General features: G+C 32.4%; 18 protein-coding genes. 12 read left to right on the top strand and 6 right to left on the bottom strand.

Going from position 1 to position 16,994, the window contains the following annotated elements:
- Positions 1–39 precede the first annotated feature (39 nt).
- From KCTC32516_RS08710 to KCTC32516_RS08680, 7 genes are all read left to right on the top strand, one after another.
- Positions 40–801: a tetratricopeptide repeat protein gene (locus tag KCTC32516_RS08710; protein WP_301400026.1), complete on the top strand. Its 762-nt coding sequence runs from the start codon at positions 40–42 to the stop codon at positions 799–801.
- A gap of 5 nt (positions 802–806) precedes the next feature.
- Positions 807–1,286: a 6,7-dimethyl-8-ribityllumazine synthase gene (ribH, locus tag KCTC32516_RS08705; RefSeq protein WP_301400025.1), complete on the top strand. Its 480-nt coding sequence runs from the start codon at positions 807–809 to the stop codon at positions 1,284–1,286.
- A gap of 122 nt (positions 1,287–1,408) precedes the next feature.
- Entirely contained in the window at positions 1,409–1,687 is a 279-nt protein-coding gene (locus tag KCTC32516_RS08700) for a riboflavin synthase subunit beta (RefSeq protein WP_301400024.1), read from the top strand.
- On the top strand, positions 1,688–3,502 hold the full coding sequence (mutL, locus tag KCTC32516_RS08695) for a DNA mismatch repair endonuclease MutL (protein WP_301400023.1): 1,815 nt from the start codon (positions 1,688–1,690) through the stop codon (positions 3,500–3,502).
- A gap of 11 nt (positions 3,503–3,513) precedes the next feature.
- Positions 3,514–4,239, top strand: a complete 726-nt coding sequence (locus KCTC32516_RS08690) for a rhomboid family intramembrane serine protease (protein ID WP_301400022.1) — start codon at positions 3,514–3,516, stop codon at positions 4,237–4,239.
- Positions 4,240–5,094 (top strand): rhomboid family intramembrane serine protease, encoded by an 855-nt coding sequence (locus tag KCTC32516_RS08685; protein ID WP_301400021.1) that lies wholly within the window; start codon positions 4,240–4,242, stop codon positions 5,092–5,094.
- Between the two features lie 2 nt (positions 5,095–5,096).
- Positions 5,097–6,110: an endonuclease/exonuclease/phosphatase family protein gene (locus tag KCTC32516_RS08680; RefSeq protein ID WP_301400020.1), complete on the top strand. Its 1,014-nt coding sequence runs from the start codon at positions 5,097–5,099 to the stop codon at positions 6,108–6,110.
- On the opposite strand, the gene KCTC32516_RS08675 is transcribed toward KCTC32516_RS08680, so the two are convergent.
- Both KCTC32516_RS08675 and KCTC32516_RS08670 read right to left on the bottom strand, forming a co-directional pair.
- The gene (locus tag KCTC32516_RS08675; RefSeq protein ID WP_301400019.1) at positions 6,107–6,424 is read right to left on the bottom strand and encodes an antibiotic biosynthesis monooxygenase family protein; all 318 of its coding nucleotides are present in this window, start codon (positions 6,422–6,424) and stop codon (positions 6,107–6,109) included. The two genes, KCTC32516_RS08680 and KCTC32516_RS08675, sit on opposite strands and share 4 nt — an antisense overlap.
- On the bottom strand, positions 6,421–6,921 hold the full coding sequence (locus tag KCTC32516_RS08670) for a GNAT family N-acetyltransferase (RefSeq protein ID WP_301400018.1): 501 nt from the start codon (positions 6,919–6,921) through the stop codon (positions 6,421–6,423). The genes KCTC32516_RS08675 and KCTC32516_RS08670 overlap by 4 nt, the downstream gene beginning before the upstream one ends.
- A gap of 39 nt (positions 6,922–6,960) precedes the next feature.
- On the opposite strand from KCTC32516_RS08670, the gene mtaB reads away from it, so the two are divergent.
- The 5 genes from mtaB to KCTC32516_RS08645 all read left to right on the top strand — a co-directional run bounded on the left by mtaB (position 6,961) and on the right by KCTC32516_RS08645 (position 12,651).
- Positions 6,961–8,298 carry a tRNA (N(6)-L-threonylcarbamoyladenosine(37)-C(2))-methylthiotransferase MtaB gene (gene mtaB, locus KCTC32516_RS08665; protein WP_301400017.1) on the top strand — a complete coding sequence of 446 codons (1,338 nt, stop codon included), beginning with the start codon at positions 6,961–6,963 and terminating at the stop codon, positions 8,296–8,298.
- Between the two features lie 135 nt (positions 8,299–8,433).
- Positions 8,434–9,093: an alpha/beta hydrolase family protein gene (locus KCTC32516_RS08660; RefSeq protein WP_301400016.1), complete on the top strand. Its 660-nt coding sequence runs from the start codon at positions 8,434–8,436 to the stop codon at positions 9,091–9,093.
- A 42-nt stretch (positions 9,094–9,135) separates the two neighbouring features.
- A complete protein-coding gene (locus KCTC32516_RS08655; RefSeq protein ID WP_301400015.1) occupies positions 9,136–10,038 on the top strand; it encodes a lytic transglycosylase domain-containing protein in 903 nt (300 codons plus the stop codon).
- A 91-nt stretch (positions 10,039–10,129) separates the two neighbouring features.
- A complete protein-coding gene (locus tag KCTC32516_RS08650) occupies positions 10,130–10,459 on the top strand; it encodes a nucleotide pyrophosphohydrolase (protein WP_301400014.1) in 330 nt (109 codons plus the stop codon).
- Complete coding sequence (locus KCTC32516_RS08645) at positions 10,459–12,651, top strand: DNA/RNA helicase domain-containing protein (RefSeq protein WP_301400013.1); 2,193 nt, start codon at positions 10,459–10,461, stop codon at positions 12,649–12,651. Before KCTC32516_RS08650 ends, KCTC32516_RS08645 begins: the two co-directional genes overlap by 1 nt.
- Before the next feature lie 335 nt (positions 12,652–12,986).
- Here the strand turns inward: KCTC32516_RS08645 and KCTC32516_RS08640 are convergent, their stop codons facing one another.
- The 4 genes from KCTC32516_RS08640 to mnmA are packed head-to-tail and all read right to left on the bottom strand — an operon-like array spanning position 12,987 to position 16,988.
- Positions 12,987–13,178, bottom strand: a complete 192-nt coding sequence (locus KCTC32516_RS08640; protein WP_301400012.1) for a YwbE family protein — start codon at positions 13,176–13,178, stop codon at positions 12,987–12,989.
- Entirely contained in the window at positions 13,178–14,110 is a 933-nt protein-coding gene (locus tag KCTC32516_RS08635) for an NAD(P)H-dependent flavin oxidoreductase (protein WP_301400011.1), read from the bottom strand. Before KCTC32516_RS08635 ends, KCTC32516_RS08640 begins: the two co-directional genes overlap by 1 nt.
- A complete protein-coding gene (locus KCTC32516_RS08630; protein ID WP_301400010.1) occupies positions 14,110–15,744 on the bottom strand; it encodes a S8 family serine peptidase in 1,635 nt (544 codons plus the stop codon). The genes KCTC32516_RS08635 and KCTC32516_RS08630 overlap by 1 nt, the downstream gene beginning before the upstream one ends.
- A 56-nt stretch (positions 15,745–15,800) precedes the next feature.
- Positions 15,801–16,988, bottom strand: a complete 1,188-nt coding sequence (mnmA, locus tag KCTC32516_RS08625; RefSeq protein ID WP_301400009.1) for a tRNA 2-thiouridine(34) synthase MnmA — start codon at positions 16,986–16,988, stop codon at positions 15,801–15,803.
- Positions 16,989–16,994: the final 6 nt, after the last annotated feature.

The following is a 16,994-nucleotide window of genomic DNA, read 5'->3' as shown; positions in this document are numbered from 1 at the left end:
AAATAAACTATTTTTGCCCCTACTAATTTTTTAGCGAACATGGCAACATACAAGAAAAGAGGATCAAAACCAAAAGACAATAGAGAACAAGCTCAAGAGCAAAGTGCAACGGCAGAAGTATTTAATACTTTAGACGAAACTGCATCGAGATCTGAGAAATGGATAGAAAAAAACAGTAAGCCTTTATTTTATGGTTTAGTTTTAGTTGCTGTTGCAATTTTAGGGTATTTAGGGTACAGTAAATATGTACTTGAACCAACTGAAAAAGAAGCTGCAAACGAATTGTCGTTTCCAAGAAAATATTTTAACGAAGCAAATACCGTTTCTGTTGGCGTAGATTCTTTATTAAACTTAGGTTTAGAAGGTGCAGACGGAAAATATGGTTTTGTTGATATTGCGAATACTTATAGTGGAACTTCAGCAGGAAATTTAGCAAACTATTATGCGGGTCTTTCTTATTTAAAATTAAAAAAATACGATAAAGCAATTCAATATTTAAGCGAATTTTCTTCGGATGATTTTGCTATTGGCCCTGTTGCTTTAGGTGCAGTTGGAGATGCTTTTGCAGACATCAACCAATATAAAGATGCGGTTGATTATTATTTAAAAGCAACAAAAAAAGTAAACAATTATACAACTCCATTATTTTTATTTAAAGCTGCACAGCTTTCAATGAATTTAAAAGATTATAATCAAGCATTAACATTATTTAAAAGAATAAAATCAGAATTTCCAACTTCTTCTCAAGCTGGAGATATAGACAAGTATATAAGTAGCGCAGAATTTGCTGCTAAAAACTAAGCTTCATGGCTACAACTAATTTATCATATTACGATAAAGCAACAATCCCAAATGCGAAACCTTTTCGATTTGGGATTGTTGTTTCTGAATGGAATCCAGAGATTACAAGAAATCTTCAAAAAGGTGCTATCGAAACTTTAATTGATTGTGGCGCAGCAAAAAGTAATATTATTTCTTGGGATGTTCCTGGTAGTTTTGAATTGGTATATGGTTGTAAAAAAATGATCGCATCACAAAATGTTGATGCCATTATTGCAATTGGAAATGTAATTCAGGGGGAAACAAAACATTTCGATTTTGTTTGTGAAGGCGTTACACAAGGAATTGTTGATTTGAATATTAAACACGATGTTCCTGTCATTTTCTGTGTACTTACAGACAATACCAAACAACAATCTATTGATAGATCTGGCGGTAAATTAGGAAACAAAGGAATTGAGTGTGCTGTTGCTGCGATAAAAATGGCTGCATTAAGACAGTTTTAACAAGATACTTTTTAACAATCCTTGACCACTTCTTTTTTATTCTGTAAATTTGACTCATAAGCTTAAGTTGGTTTGATTTTTGTAATAAAAAAATCAATAATCTTAATTCATTTACACTAATTATGGGATTTTTAAAGCGCACCAATAAAAAATTTGATTACAAACCTAGATTTTATCAAGGAGAAGGAAATCCTTATGAAATTAAACATAAGTTTGATGAATACAGAACAACAGTTGGTAAAAACAAAGGCTTAAAAACTAAATTATTTACTGCGTGGGATGAATTGAAAGGATTTAGAGGAAAAGGCGTAAATAAAACTTTGCTTACAATTATAGCTATTTTAACTCTTGTCTTCTTATTTATCATAGATTTTGATATATCCATCTTTTTTAAGAATTAGATGTCAGATATTATTCAATTATTACCAGATCATGTTGCCAATCAAATTGCTGCAGGAGAAGTTGTTCAAAGACCTGCTTCTGTTGTAAAAGAATTGTTAGAAAACGCTATTGATGCAGATGCAACTTCTATCACTTTATTAATAAAAGACGCAGGTAAAACCTTAATTCAGGTAATTGATGACGGCAAAGGAATGAGTACAACTGATGCTCGTTTATCTTTTGAACGTCATGCCACTTCTAAAATTAAAGATGCACACGATTTATTTAACATCAACACAAAAGGATTTCGTGGTGAAGCCTTAGCTTCTATTGCTGCTGTTGCGCATGTAGAACAAAAAACAAAAGAGAACAACGAACAATTAGGGACGCACATAAAAATTGAAGGCAGTAAAATTACTTCGCAAGAAGTTGTTTCTACTCCAAAAGGGACTAGTGTTTCTGTAAAAAACTTATTTTTTAACATTCCTGCGAGACGTAATTTTTTAAAATCTGACGCCATAGAAACGCGTCATATTATAGACGAATTTCAGCGTGTTGCTTTGGCGCATCCATCAATTGCCTTTTTATTACATCATAATGGCAATGAAGTTTACAATCTGAAAGAAAGCAATCTTCGAAAAAGAATTGTCTCTATTTTTGGAGCAAAAATGAATGAGAAATTAGTGCCGATTGATGAAAAAACCGATTTAATTTCTGTACAAGGTTTTGTTGCAAAACCAGAATTTGCAAAGAAAAAAAGAGGCGAACAGTTCTTTTTTGTAAACGATCGTTTTATAAAAAGCTCGTATTTAAATCACGCTGTTGTAAATGCCTTTGATGGCTTGTTAGAAAAAGGTGCGCATCCATCATATTTTTTATATTTAACGGTTCCAACGAGTAGTATCGATATCAATATTCATCCAACAAAAACAGAGATTAAGTTTGAGAATGAAAAAGATATTTATGCCATTTTAAGAGCTACCGTAAAACATAGTTTAGGGCAATATAATGTTGCGCCAGTATTAGATTTCAACAGAGATAGCACGTTAGATACGCCGTATAATTTTAGAGGAAAAGCAAATGCTTCTACTCCAAAAATAACCGTTGATCCAAATTTCAATCCGTTTAAAACGGAGCAACAAAAATCTCATCCAAAAGATGTTTCTTACCAAAAAAATTCTCAAGACTGGGAGCGTTTATATGCGCCATTAGAAACTACTGAAACCACAAATCAAGAAGCACTTTTTCATCAAGATAAAACTTCTGAAACTGGAAAAACATTTCAAATTCAGAAAAAATACTTGTTGAGTTCTATCAAATCAGGAATGGTTTTAATCAACCAAAATTTAGCACATCAACGTGTTTTATATGAAGAATTTTTAGAAAGTATTACAGTAAATGAAGCGTTGAGTCAACAATTATTGTTTCCTGTGCATATTTCTTTTTCTAAAAGCGATATCGAAATGATTGACGCCATGAAAGCCGATTTAGAAAATACGGGGTTTTTATTCGAATCTATTTCTGATGAAGCAGTTGTTGTAAAAGGAATTCCGACTTCAATCACTGAAAGTCAAATTTCATTGATTTTAGAACAATTGTTAGACGACATGAAAATTGAAGTTCCAGAATCTAGTTTTAGTCATTTTGATGTGATGGCAAAATCATTTGCAAAATCATTGGCGATAAAAACCGGAACAACGCTTAATGCTAAAGAGCAAGAAAATTTGGTGCACGATTTATTTTCGTGCAAAGAGCCATCTACTGCTCCATCTGGAAAAGCAACCTTTAAAACATTAACAATAAAAGAAATTGACGCTATTTTTAATAGTTATTAAAAAACATAAGAATGGGTAGAATTACTGAAGCTATTAAGCACTTAATCATCATTAACATCATCTTTTTTGCAGTTCCGCTACTGATGAAATTAGATCTTGTTCAATATTTTGCCTTGTACTTTCCAAAAAATGAACATTTTGGAATTTGGCAATATGTAACACACATGTTTATGCACGGAAGTTTTATGCACATTGCATTTAACATGTATGGTTTGTGGGCTTTTGGAACGCCGCTAGAACAAATGTGGGGACGAAATAAATTTTTATTTTTCTACTTTTCTGCCGGATTAGGAGCCGGAGCAATTTACACATTGGTAAATTATTATCAATTTAATGGTGTTTATGAACAACTTCTAAATATGGGAGTTTCTAGTACAGATATACAATCTATTTTAGATACTGGAAAATACAATGATGCACTCATTACTTTAAGCAATAAAGAAATGAGCGAGTTTTACAGTTTGTACCACACGCCAGCAATTGGAGCTTCTGGAGCAGTTTATGGCGTTTTAGTCGCCTTCGGAATGACCTTTCCAAATGCAAAATTAGCTTTGATCTTTTTCCCTGTTCCGATTGCGGCAAAATACTTTATTCCTATTATATTATTAGGAGATTTATTCTTTGGAGTTACCAAATATTCTGTAGGAAACATTGCGCATTTTGCGCATATTGGCGGAGCCATTATTGGATTTATAATTGCTTGGTATTGGAAAAAAAATCAATTTAGGATGCAGTAAATGAACATATTACAAAACTTACAAACAAAATTTAAATACGCCAATATTGTAGAAAAATTTATTTCTATCAATGTGGCTGTTTTTGTGTTGCTTTTTATATTTAACACCTTAGGCTATCTTTTTCAAGCAAACAGTCCAATTGCAAATTGGTTTATTTTACCTGCAACTTTTGAAGGATTTATCACAAAACCATGGACCATTATTACCTATGGTTTTGTACACGTAAATTTTATCCACATTTTAATGAATTTAATTTCGATGTATTTTATTGGTAATTTATTTATCCAATATTTTACGCCGAAACAATTTATTTCTTTTTACATTTTAGGCACCTTGTTTGGCGGAATTGTTTTTCTGTTGAGTTATAATTTCTTTCCTGCTTTTGAAAATGATGTTTCTAATAGCTTTTTACTTGGTGCTTCGGCTGGAGTTTCAGCCATTTTTATTGGATTGGCAACCTACATTCCAAATTATCAATTTAAAATTCCTTTAATCGGATTTGTAAAATTGTGGCATTTAGCCGCTGTTTGGATGCTGTTAGATATGATTCAAATTCCTGCTGGAAATGCTGGCGGACATTTGGCACATATTGGCGGAGCGCTCTTCGGATTCTTTTACGTAAATCAAGCAAGTACTACAGAAATAAAATTTTGGAGTAAAATAGTTGGTTTTTTTGCCTCTAAAAAGAACCCTTTAAAAACGGTGTATAAATCGAAAAAAACGGCTCCAAAAAAACAAGCAAACACTACATATAAACAACAAAAAATAAATGTTATTTTAGATAAAATTAGCAAATCTGGTTACGACACTTTATCAAAAGAAGAAAAAGATTTTTTATTTAAACAAGGAAAGTAGTAATGAAAAAGAAATCACTTTTTGACACATTCTTCTTCTTTCTGAATTCTTTATTCGCTGCATTATTATTGCTGTCGTTTTTATTGCCTTATATTTCTCCGAAGTCATTTTCACTATTCGCAGTCATCAGTCTTTTTGTACCTGTTTTATTTATTGTAAATTTTCTTTTTTTAATCTATTGGATTCTAAAATTAAAAAAACAACTTGTTATTTCTGCGCTTGTATTGATTATTGGTTGGTTTATTTCTTCTCCATTTTATAAATTTTCTGACACAACAGAAACCGAAGGCGAAAACCTAAAAATAATGAGTTATAATGTAAGAATGTTTAACTACTACAAATGGAATAAAGATGAACATTTAGCCCAAAAAACAGTTGATTTTATCAATCATAAAAATCCAGATATTTTAGCCATCCAAGAGTTTTATGCATCGCCAGAAATTCATTTTAAGTATCTATATCAATACATTAAAACAAAATCTAAAAACAACAAATTTGGGCTAGCAATTTATTCGAAATACCCCATTGTGAATTCGGGCTCGTTAGATTTTAAAAACAGCGGAAACAATATTATTTATGCAGACATTCTTAAAAATAAAGACACCCTTCGTGTGTATAATGTACATTTAGAATCGTTAAGTATCAATACAAATAAAGAATATTTTGGAGAAAAAAATAATGAAAAATTATTGGGGAGATTCGAGACAGTATTTAAAAAACAAGCACTTCAAGTAGAGCGGTTTTTAGCACATGAAAAAAGTTGGAAAGGCAAAGAAATAGTTTTAGGAGATTTTAATAATACAGCCTATTCTTGGGTGTATCGAAAAATTAAATCAAATAAAAAAGATGCGTTTGTAGAAGCTGGCGAAGGTTTCGGAAAAACGTTTAACTATTCTTTTCCGATGCGAATTGATTTTATTTTAACAAGTTCAGATATTCAGGTAAATCAATTTACAACTTTTGATGAAAAATTCTCTGACCACTTTCCTATTCAGGCTAGTTTACAACTCAACTAAGCTTTAAAACCATATTCTCGTTCTACTTTACAGATTCTAAGTTGGTATTGTTGATACCACTTTTCTCTTCCTAATTCTCTCACCTCGGTGTGTTCAACGTTATTTTTCCACTGTGTAATGGCTTCTAAACTTTCCCAATAAGAAACGGTAATTCCGATTTCGTTCCGTGCAGATTCTATTCCCAAATAACCTGGTTGCAATTTTGCTAATGTTTCCATTCTTCGAGCAGTTTCTATATAACCTTCAAGATTATCTGTCATCAATGTTGAAAAAAGAACCGCGTAATAAGGAGGTTTCAAATTATCTACTATCATAAGTTTAATATATATTTTCGTTCTTTTACGTTTGCTGCTTTACAAAATGCATCTTCAACATACTTAAATCCTGTATTTTTTATAATCTTATCTGATGCAATATTTTCATACGCAACATGTACAATCAAACTTCTATACCCTTTTGTTTTGCAGTAAATAATCATTGCTGTAACAACTTCATTTCCATACCCATTTCTCCAATATTCTTCTAAAAATCGATAGCCTATCTCACATTTATTTGCAACATCTTCAACAAATGCTAAAGTACCAATGAATTTTGAATCAGATTTTCGTTCAATAGCATAAATCCAAAAATCATTATTTGGTAGAGTATATTTAAAAATCAATTTACTTAATTCTTTAGTGTTTGCATCTAAGTTTTTTAAATTCTTATCTACATACTGCATCACTTTTGGATTGCTTTGCATTTGATGAAATGCATTTAAATCTCCTAAAGTCAGTTTTCTAACTAATACTCTTTCTGTTTCAAAAATCATTAAGAATAGTGTAAATTTGCTACTGATAAATGTACAAGAATGAATGCAGATAAAAAAGTAGCTTTTTATACTTTAGGATGTAAATTAAATTTCTCTGAAACCTCAACCATTGCTCGTAGTTTTGTAAATGAAGGTTTTGAACGAGTTGAATTTGATAAAAAAGCGGACATCTACGTAATAAATACCTGTTCGGTTACAGACAATGCAGACAAACGCTTTAAATCGATTGTAAAATCGGCTTTAAAGCAAAATGAAGACGCTTTTATTATTGGCGTTGGATGTTACGCACAACTAAAACCAGAAGAATTGGCAAATGTTGATGGTGTAGATTTGGTGTTGGGAGCAACAGAAAAATTCAATGTAACAAGTTATATCAACGATTTGACAAAAAACGATATTGGCGAAGTACATTCTTGCGAAATTGAAGAAGCAGATGCTTATGTTGGCGCGTATTCTATTGGTGATAGAACTCGTGCCTTTTTAAAAGTACAAGATGGTTGCGATTATAAATGTACCTATTGTACCATTCCGCTTGCACGTGGAATTTCTAGATCTGACACGGTAGAAAATGTGTTGCAAAATGCCAAAGAAATTTCTGAAAAGGGTATCAAAGAAATTGTGTTAACCGGAGTAAATATTGGAGATTACGGAAAAGGAGAATTCGGAAATAAAAAACACGAACATACCTTTTTAGAATTGGTCAAAGAATTGGATAAAGTAGACGGAATTCACCGTTTGCGAATTTCATCAATAGAACCAAATCTTTTAAAAGACGAAACGATTGATTTTGTTTCAAAATCCAAGACCTTTGTTCCGCATTTTCACATTCCGTTGCAATCTGGTAGCGACGAGTTGTTAAAAAAAATGAAACGTCGTTATTTACGTCAAACCTATACAAATAGAGTTGAAAAAATTAAAGAAGTGATGCCTAACGCTTGTATTGGCGTTGATGTAATTGTTGGTTTTCCTGGAGAAACAGATGAATTGTTTTTAGAAACGTATAATTACTTAAACGAACAAGACATTTCATACTTACACGTTTTTACCTATTCTGAAAGACCAAATACAGAGGCTGTAACTTTGGATGGAATTGTTCCTAAAAAAGTACGTGCAAAACGCAGTAAAATGTTGCGTGGTTTGTCCGTAAAAAAACGCAGAGCTTTCTACGAAAGTCAGTTAGGAAACACCACAAAAGTATTGTTTGAAAGCGAAAACAAAGAAGGGTATATCAACGGATTTACAGAGAATTACGTAAAAGTAAAATCGCCATGGAACCCTGCATTGGTTAATACCATTCACGAAATTGCTTTAACAACTATCGATGAAGATGGTTTGGTTCGATTTGATTTTGTAAAAGAAAAAGCAGCATTAATTTAAATAATTTTTAGTCAATAAACAATGTCATTCCTGCGAAGGCAGGAATCTATCATAAAGTAAATTTGGATTCCTGTTTCAACAGGAATGACAAAACAAAAATTAAATTTCACACAGTATTTATCACTATATTAAAGGATGTCTAAAACACATATTTATTTTGTTCCCGGAATGGCTGCTAACAGCAAAATATATGAATATCTTACGTTAGATAAAAATCTCTTTGAATGTCATTTTTTAGAATGGAAAATTCCGCTTTCTAGAGATGAAAATATTGCTTCGTACGCACAAAGAATGTGTGATGAAATTACACACGAAAATCCGGTGTTAATTGGGGTTTCTTTTGGTGGCGTGCTTGTGCAAGAAATGAGCAAAATCATGGCAACTAAGAAAGTTATCATCATTTCTAGCATTAAAAATCATAACGAACTTCCAAAACGCTTAAAACTGGTTGAAAAAACAAAGGTGTACAAATTGTTTCCGGCAAAATTTATAGAAAATATTGATACGTATGTAGACATGTTTTTAGGAGATTATCAGAAAAAGAAATTCCAAACCTATAAAAAATACATGTCAGTTAGAAATGCAGAATATTTGCATTGGGCAATTGTAACTATTTTACATTGGCAACAATCAGAATCCATCGAAAACATTGTGCATATTCACGGTACAAGAGACGAAGTTTTTCCTATAAAATACATTACAAATTGTATTGAAATCGAAAATGGAACACATGTAATGGTTATTACAAAAGCAAAGAAAATTTCTTCAGCTATTAGTCAAGCTTTAATTTGCTAAAGCGTACTTGTTTTTATACATTTATAAAAACATTTTTTTACTATGACAAAATCCACAAGATTTGTATCCATTTTTAGCATTTTAATACTCACTGTTGTTTTTATCAATGCAATAAGCACCTCACAAATTCAACCTCAAAAAAACACCAGTGATACCTATAAAATTAAAGCCTTAAAATTATCGCCAGATTTAAATTTAGCAGGAGAAAGAGTTCCGTTAGAACAATTAGATATTAGAGAGCGAATGGACAGAGAATTGTTGGTAAATACCTATTGGCAATCTAACGGTTTGTTGTTATTAAAAAGAGCCAATAAATACTTTCCTATTTTAGAACCGCTGTTAAAAAAATACGATTTGCCAGACGATTTTAAATATTTAGCCGTTGCAGAAAGTGCATTGATTGATGAAACTTCATCTGCTGGAGCAGCAGGATTTTGGCATTTTATGAGAGCAACCGGAAAAGAATACGGATTGGAAATCAACAAAAATGTGGATGAGCGTTACAACATCGAAAAATCGACAAAAGTTGCCGCAGAATATTTAAAAAAATCAAAAGAGCGTTTTGGAAGTTGGACCTTAGCTGCTGCTGCGTATAATGCAGGAAATGCACGTATTGCAAGAAGTTTAGAAACACAAAAAGTAACGAGTTATTACGATGTGTTATTGCCAGATGAAACCGAACGTTATGTGTTTAGAATTATCGCTTTAAAAGAAGTATTATCGAACCCAAAAGCCTACGGATTTATCTTTGACGAAAACGATTTATATACAAATCCAAAAACCAGAATTGTACAAGTTGACACCATAATACATAACATTGCTGATTTTGCTAAAGGTTTCGGAACTAATTACAAAGAACTAAAATTACACAATCCTTGGTTGCGAGAAAACAAACTGAACAACAAGTCTCGTAAACTATATGAAATTAAGATTCCTGTGGAATAAGGTTTTGTTATTGATTAAATTGCTAAACTTAAAAAGAAACCAACAAAATGGCATTAAGCTGGAACGAAATTAAAGACAGAGCCTTAAAATTATGAAAGATATAAAGGAAATAACTGATGCTTTATTAAAATTTAGAAATGAAAGAGATTGGGAGCAATTTCACAACCCAAAAGATTTAGCATTGGCAATAAGTATTGAAGCAAGTGAATTACTTGAAGAATTTTTGTGGAAAAAACATGAAGATGCAAATATGGAAAATATTAAACAAGAGTTAGCTGATGTTTTTACTTACGCTTTCTTACTTGCTGAAAAATATCGTTTTGATGTCAAGCAGATTGTTTTAGATAAAATGAAAAAGAATGGAGAAAAATATCCAATAGAAAAAGCAAAAGGAACTGCTAAAAAATATAACAAGCTCTAATGATTTCAACGCAAGTAAAAGTAAATCATTACGATTTTGAAAATAATCTATTTGAAAACTTCAGCAGTAATCATTTTGCTAAAGATCTTTGGCCACTAGTATATATCTTGAGTGATGGCGAAACAAAAACTGCTTACGTTGGTGAAACAACAGATGCTTACTCACGAATGAGTACTCATTTAAAACACAAAACAAAAAGCAAACTTACTTCTGTTCACTTAATCACGAGTGAAAAATTTAATAAATCAGCTACACTTGATATCGAATCAAACTTGATTAAATACATTTCAGGAGACAATGTATTTAAGTTATTAAATGGAAACCTTGGTCTTGCAAATCACAATTATTATCAAAAGAAAGAGGTCTATTGGGACATCTTTAATTCCGTTTGGAATCAACTTAGAAAAGAAGGCATTTCTAAACATTCTATTGAACACATTGATAATTCTGACCTCTTCAAATATTCTCCATACAAAAGCTTAACAAAGGAACAAAGTCAAGGGCTTTTTCAAATATTACAAAACCTAGCGACTGGAAAGCATAATAATACAATTGTTGAAGGAGGAGCAGGAACTGGAAAAACAATCCTAGCAATTTTTCTTTTTAAAATGCTATCAAGTGAACTAGAAGATTTTAATTTTAAAGAATTCGGTTCAGAGGAAAAAGTTTATATCGACTTAATCAACCAAATTAAGAAAGTTCTTCCAAAGCCCAAAATGGCACTAGTTGTTCCCATGTCTTCATTTAGAACAACACTAAAGAAAATTTTTAAAAACATTAAAGGATTAAGTGCTAGTATGGTTATTGGGCCAGCACAAGTTAGTAAAGAAAAATATGACTTATTAATTGTTGATGAATCTCATAGACTGAGGCGTAGAGTAAATCTAGGCGCATATTTTGGCGCTTTTGATAAAGCATGTCATGCACTCAATCTTGATAAGCATAAATCAAGTGAATTAGATTGGGTAACTATGCAATCAAAATACACCGTTTTATTCTATGATGAAAGTCAATCAATTAAACCTTCTGACGCTAAAAAAGAGGATTTTGATTTACTTAAAAAATCTAAAAAAGCCTCTATCCTCAAACTAAAGTCACAATTTCGAGTAAAAGGTGGAAATGCTTACGTTGAATATATTGATTCCTTACTGCATTGTCGTTTGACTAAAGAAAGTTTAAAATTCAATTCAAAAGAATACGAATTCACATTGTTTGATTCACTTGAAAAAATGATAGAACAAATAAAAATACGTGAAAAAGAAAGCGGACTTTCAAGGCTCATTGCTGGTTACTCTTGGGAGTGGAAATCAAATAAAAACAAAGATTTTTTTGATATTCAAATAGATAATGTACAACTAAAATGGAATGGAACTTCTAATGATTGGATAAACTCAGAAGGTTCTATTAATGAAGTTGGATGCATCCACACAACACAGGGTTATGACCTTAACTATTCTGGTATTATATTCGGAAACGAAATATCTTTTAACCCTAAGACTAGAGAAATCATAATTAAAGAAGAAAGCTACTTTGATAAAAATGGAAAACAATCTATCAAAGATCCAAAGGAATTGAAAGCCTTTATTTTAAACATCTATAAAACAATTTTGCTTAGAGGAATTAAAGGAACTTATGTTTACGTATGCGATCCTTTATTGAGAGAATATTTTGAATCTTTTATTCCAAAGTTTCTCACAGAACAGCCTAAAACCATAGAGTTATTTAAAACAGAAAACATTCTTCCATTCGAAAACGCAATACCTTTATACGACCTTAAAGTAGCAGCTGGTTGCTTCGGTTCAAATCAGCAAGTAGAAGATATGAAATGGATAAACATTCCTAATAAAGTTAAACCTAGTAAGGATTTGTTTGCTTGTCAGGTAATTGGCGAATCAATGAATAAAGTAATTCCAAATGGCTCTTACTGTCTTTTTCGAAAATATTCAGGTGGCTCAAGAAATGGTCAAATTGTATTAGTTGAAAGCACTAATATCCATGATTCAGACTTTGGCTCATGTTATACAATTAAGGAATATGAAAGCAAAAAACATCAAAATGAGGAAGGATGGAAGCACCAATCTATTATTTTAAAACCATTATCGACTAATAAAAATTATGAAAAAATTGTATTAGAAGATGAAGAACTATTAACATTTAAAGTGATTGGTATTTTTGAGTGTGTCCTGAAATAAAAAATAAAATAAACGCATAGAATATTTATTCGATTTGTACAATCAGTACACAGCGCCTTTATTAAACGCTTCAAAAAAGAAGAAAAAGAAATAAAAGAAATAAAAGATAATAATCATAACGTTTTGTCATTCTCGCGCAAGCGGGAATCCAAACAGACACTATTAAAATTCTATTGGTTTTAGCAAATCTACTTACTTAATATAGATTCCCTTTTACAAGGGAATGACAATTAGAACGTCATTAAGAGGACGTTAGGAAAAAGTAATCTGTATATTTATTCTGAGATTGCTTCGTAGTTACTGAATCAAGTTTAGCACAAGCGCAATGACAAATATTATAAAACCGCTTTCACTCTGCCAACAATACCAGAAGTTAATTGCACTTTAATTCCGTGTGGATGATTTGGTGAGTTTGTTAAGATGCGTTTTACAATTCCTTCGGTCAATTCCCCACTTCGTTGGTGATGTTTTTGCACAACCTTCACTTCTGCTCCAACTTGTATATTTACTCTTTTTGTTCCGTCCATTAAAATTGTTTTTTTACTGCGTCAAATTCTTGCATCATTTCATCAATCACTTCTTTGGCAGATTTTATGTCGTGAATCATTCCGGCAACTTGCCCAATTTCTAATTCGCCATTTTCTAAATCGCCTTCAAACATTCCTTTTTTTGCTCTTGCTCTTCCTAGTAATTCTTTAATTTGTTCTAACGTCGGATTCTGTGTATACAATTCTTGAATTTGTTGATAGAATTTATTTTTCACCAATCTAACCGGCGCCAATTCTTTTAAGGTTAATTCGGTATCGCCATCTTTAACATTAATGATGGTTTGTTTAAAATTATTGTGTGCAGAAGATTCTTTGGTTGCAGCAAATCTACTACCAACTTGTACGCCATTTGCTCCCAACACCATTGCGGCTAACATGGCGCGTCCAGAACCAATTCCTCCAGCAGAAATCACAGGGATTTTTACCTGTTCTTTTACCATCGGAATTAACGTAAACGTGGTTGTTTCTTCTCTTCCGTTATGTCCGCCAGCTTCAAAACCTTCGCAAACCACAGCGTCAACTCCGGCTGCTTCTGCTTTTAACGCAAACTTTACAGAACTAACTACATGCACAACGGTAATTCCTTTTTCCTTTAAAAAAGCTGTCCACGTTTTTGGATTTCCTGCGGAAGTAAAGACAATTTTAACGCCTTCTTCTACAATAATTTTTATGATTTTTTCTATGTCTGGATACAACATGGGTACGTTTACACCAAACGGTTTGTCGGTTGCTTTTTTACATTTTTGAATGTGTTCTCTAAGCACTTCTGGATACATAGAACCTGCGCCAATTAAACCCAAACCACCAGCATTAGAAACTGCGGATGCTAATTTATAACCAGAAACCCAAATCATTCCTCCTTGAACAATTGGATATTTTATATTGAAAAGTTGTGTGATGTTGTTTGTCATTATTTTTTAATCAACTTAATTGTATTTTGCTGATTTCCATTCGTGATTTTTAAGATGTAAATTCCAGAACTCAAAGCAGAAACATCTATGGTTTTAGTAGTTAAACTGTTTTTTTGAAACACTTTTTTTCCAATTACATTATAGATTTGAATCTTTGTATTTTCTAAATTCTGTAAAGAAGTCTTGATCGTTAATCTGTTGGTTACTGGATTCGGATATACAGTTGTGGCGTTTAAAAATTCTTGGCCATCCACACTTAAAACGGTGTTGTATGTATTTTCAAAATTCGGAATTCCATAACCATATTGCGCAGTTGGACTGTTATACCGATCTGCCGATTCGCGAATGCGTTGCATAATTTGCGTATTTGTTAAGTTCGGAAATGCTTGCCAAAAACAAGCGACAACTCCCGCCATAATTGGCGAAGAAAAAGAGGTTCCGTTTGAAGTTACTGGATCTCCAGTAGTATGATTAATTACATACACATTTTGCCCTTGCGCCAACACATCTGGTTTTACTCTACCATCAGAAGTTGGTCCATAAGAACTAAAATCAGCAATGGTTCCCGTTGCATTAACTGCACCAACTGTAAAAACACCAGCTACATCTGCTGGTGCTCCAATATATTTCCATGGATTATCAATACGCCCATCATTTCCAGCAGCATTTACTAAAATCATTCCTCTAGAAACACCAATTTCTGCTCCACGAGAAATAAACGTTGTTTTTCCGTCCATATCTGCATAGGTATAATTGTAATTTGCGTTATCAAAAGTTGTATAACCTAACGAAGTATTAATTACATCTACCCCTAAACTATCTGCTTTTTCAGCTGCTTCAACCCAAAGTGTTTCTTCCAAAACTGTTTCTGTTTCTGAGATTTCTGAAATAAATAAATAAAATTTTGCATCTGGAGATGTACCAATAAATTGCCCGTCAATATAACCAGCAATAGTTGATAAAACATTGGTTCCATGATTATCTCTTGTATAAAAATTGGTGTTTCTGTCTGCAAAATTATAACCTCCCAAAATTTGATTGTTATCTCTCAATCGTTTAAAAGCAGCTAATGTGTTTACATTCAGAAAACCACCATCAATCACTGCAATGTACATTCCTGTGCCTGTGTATCCTTGTTGATGTAAAAAATCTCCTTTCAACATCGTAATTTGATTGGTTGCATTCCCGTAATTAAAAGTAGTACTTGTTTTTTCGAATTTATTTTTACGTTTAGGTGTTGTTGAACTTTGATGTACACGTCCTTTAGCATTCAATGTTTTATCAGCAAATTCTATTTTTTCAACAAACGTATTATAAGTCGTTTTAAGGTTTTTAATATTTATTGGAGTTCCTTGTACATGAATTGCATTTAACCATTTCGATTTTGCCAACACTGTAATTCCTGTCGCACTTTTAATCTGAGAATAATAGGTTGTTTCCATCGGAACATCTTTGTTATCTAACGCAATATTTTGGCGCGTTCTACGATCTAAAGCACGTTGCGACAACATGGTTAATGGCGAAGCTAAAAAGGTTGCTGCATTGGGTTTGTCTTTTAAGAATACCCAAGCGTCTTCTTGAGCAGCTGCATGAAAACAATACAAAAATGCAATTAGGGAGATTAGTTTTTTCATCGACTTTTATTTATCTGTCGAAAATACTACTTTTTAGAGAGGAAATAAAATACTGCTTAAGAAATTACGCCAGAACCAAGTAATTCTTCATTTTGATACCAAGCTACAAATTGCCCTTCTGTAATGGCAGATTGTTTGTTGTCAAATTCAACATACAAGCCATCTTCTACTTTGTGTAACGTTGCTTTTTCTAGTGCTTGTCTGTAACGAATTCTAGCTTCAACCTCTAAAGATTCGCCAATTTTTAAGGTAATGTCTTCTCGAATCCAATGTAATTCTTCGTTGCTAACAAACAAAACTTTTCTGTACAACCCTGGATGATTTTTTCCTTCACCAGCATAAATTACATTTTCTACAACATCGGTTTCTATCACGTACAACGCTTCTTTTGTTCCGCCAACATTTAATCCTTTTCGTTGTCCTTTTGTAAAGTAATGTGCACCTTGATGTTTGCCAACAGTTTTTCCGTCTGCAATTGAATACGAATATTTGGTTGCATAAAAAGCCAACTCTTCTTCTTTGTTAGAAAATGTTGGAATTGTTCTATTATAGATTTCAGAATCAGCAGGAATGGTAACAATAAGGCCTTCTTTTGGCTCTAATTTTTGTTGTAAAAATTCTGGCAAACGCACTTTACCAATAAAACACAACCCTTGAGAGTCTTTTTTATCCGCCGTAATTAAATCGGCTTTTTTAGCAATTGCTCTAACTTCTGGCTTGGTGAGTTCGCCAATAGGAAACAGTGCTTTTGCTAATTGTTGTTGCGATAATTGACATAAAAAATACGATTGATCTTTATTATCATCTTTTCCTGCCAGTAATTTATAAACAGGATTTCCATCAATAATTGCTGAAGCTTTTCTACAATAATGTCCAGTTGCAACATAATCTGCACCCAAATTTAGTGCGATATCCATAAAGACATCAAATTTGATTTCTCTATTACACAACACATCTGGATTTGGCGTTCTTCCTTTGCTGTATTCATCAAACATATAATCTACAATACGTGTTTTGTATTGCTCGCTTAAATCGACCACTTGAAAAGGAATTCCTAATTTATCTGCAACAATCATGGCGTCGTTGCTGTCTTCTAACCACGGACATTCGTTAGAAATTGTTACAGAATCATCGTGCCAGTTTTTCATAAACAAGCCGATCACTTCATAGCCTTGTTCTTTTAACAAATATGCAGTTACACTACTATCAACACCACCAGAAAGACCAACAATTACACGTTTCATTTTTAA

It is taken from the genome of Polaribacter huanghezhanensis, from assembly GCF_030444335.1.
Classification (GTDB): Bacteria; Bacteroidota; Bacteroidia; order Flavobacteriales; family Flavobacteriaceae; genus Polaribacter; species Polaribacter huanghezhanensis.
The sequence above is the reverse complement of the archived record's forward strand: the minus strand, read 5'-3'. Positions and strand labels throughout refer to the sequence as shown.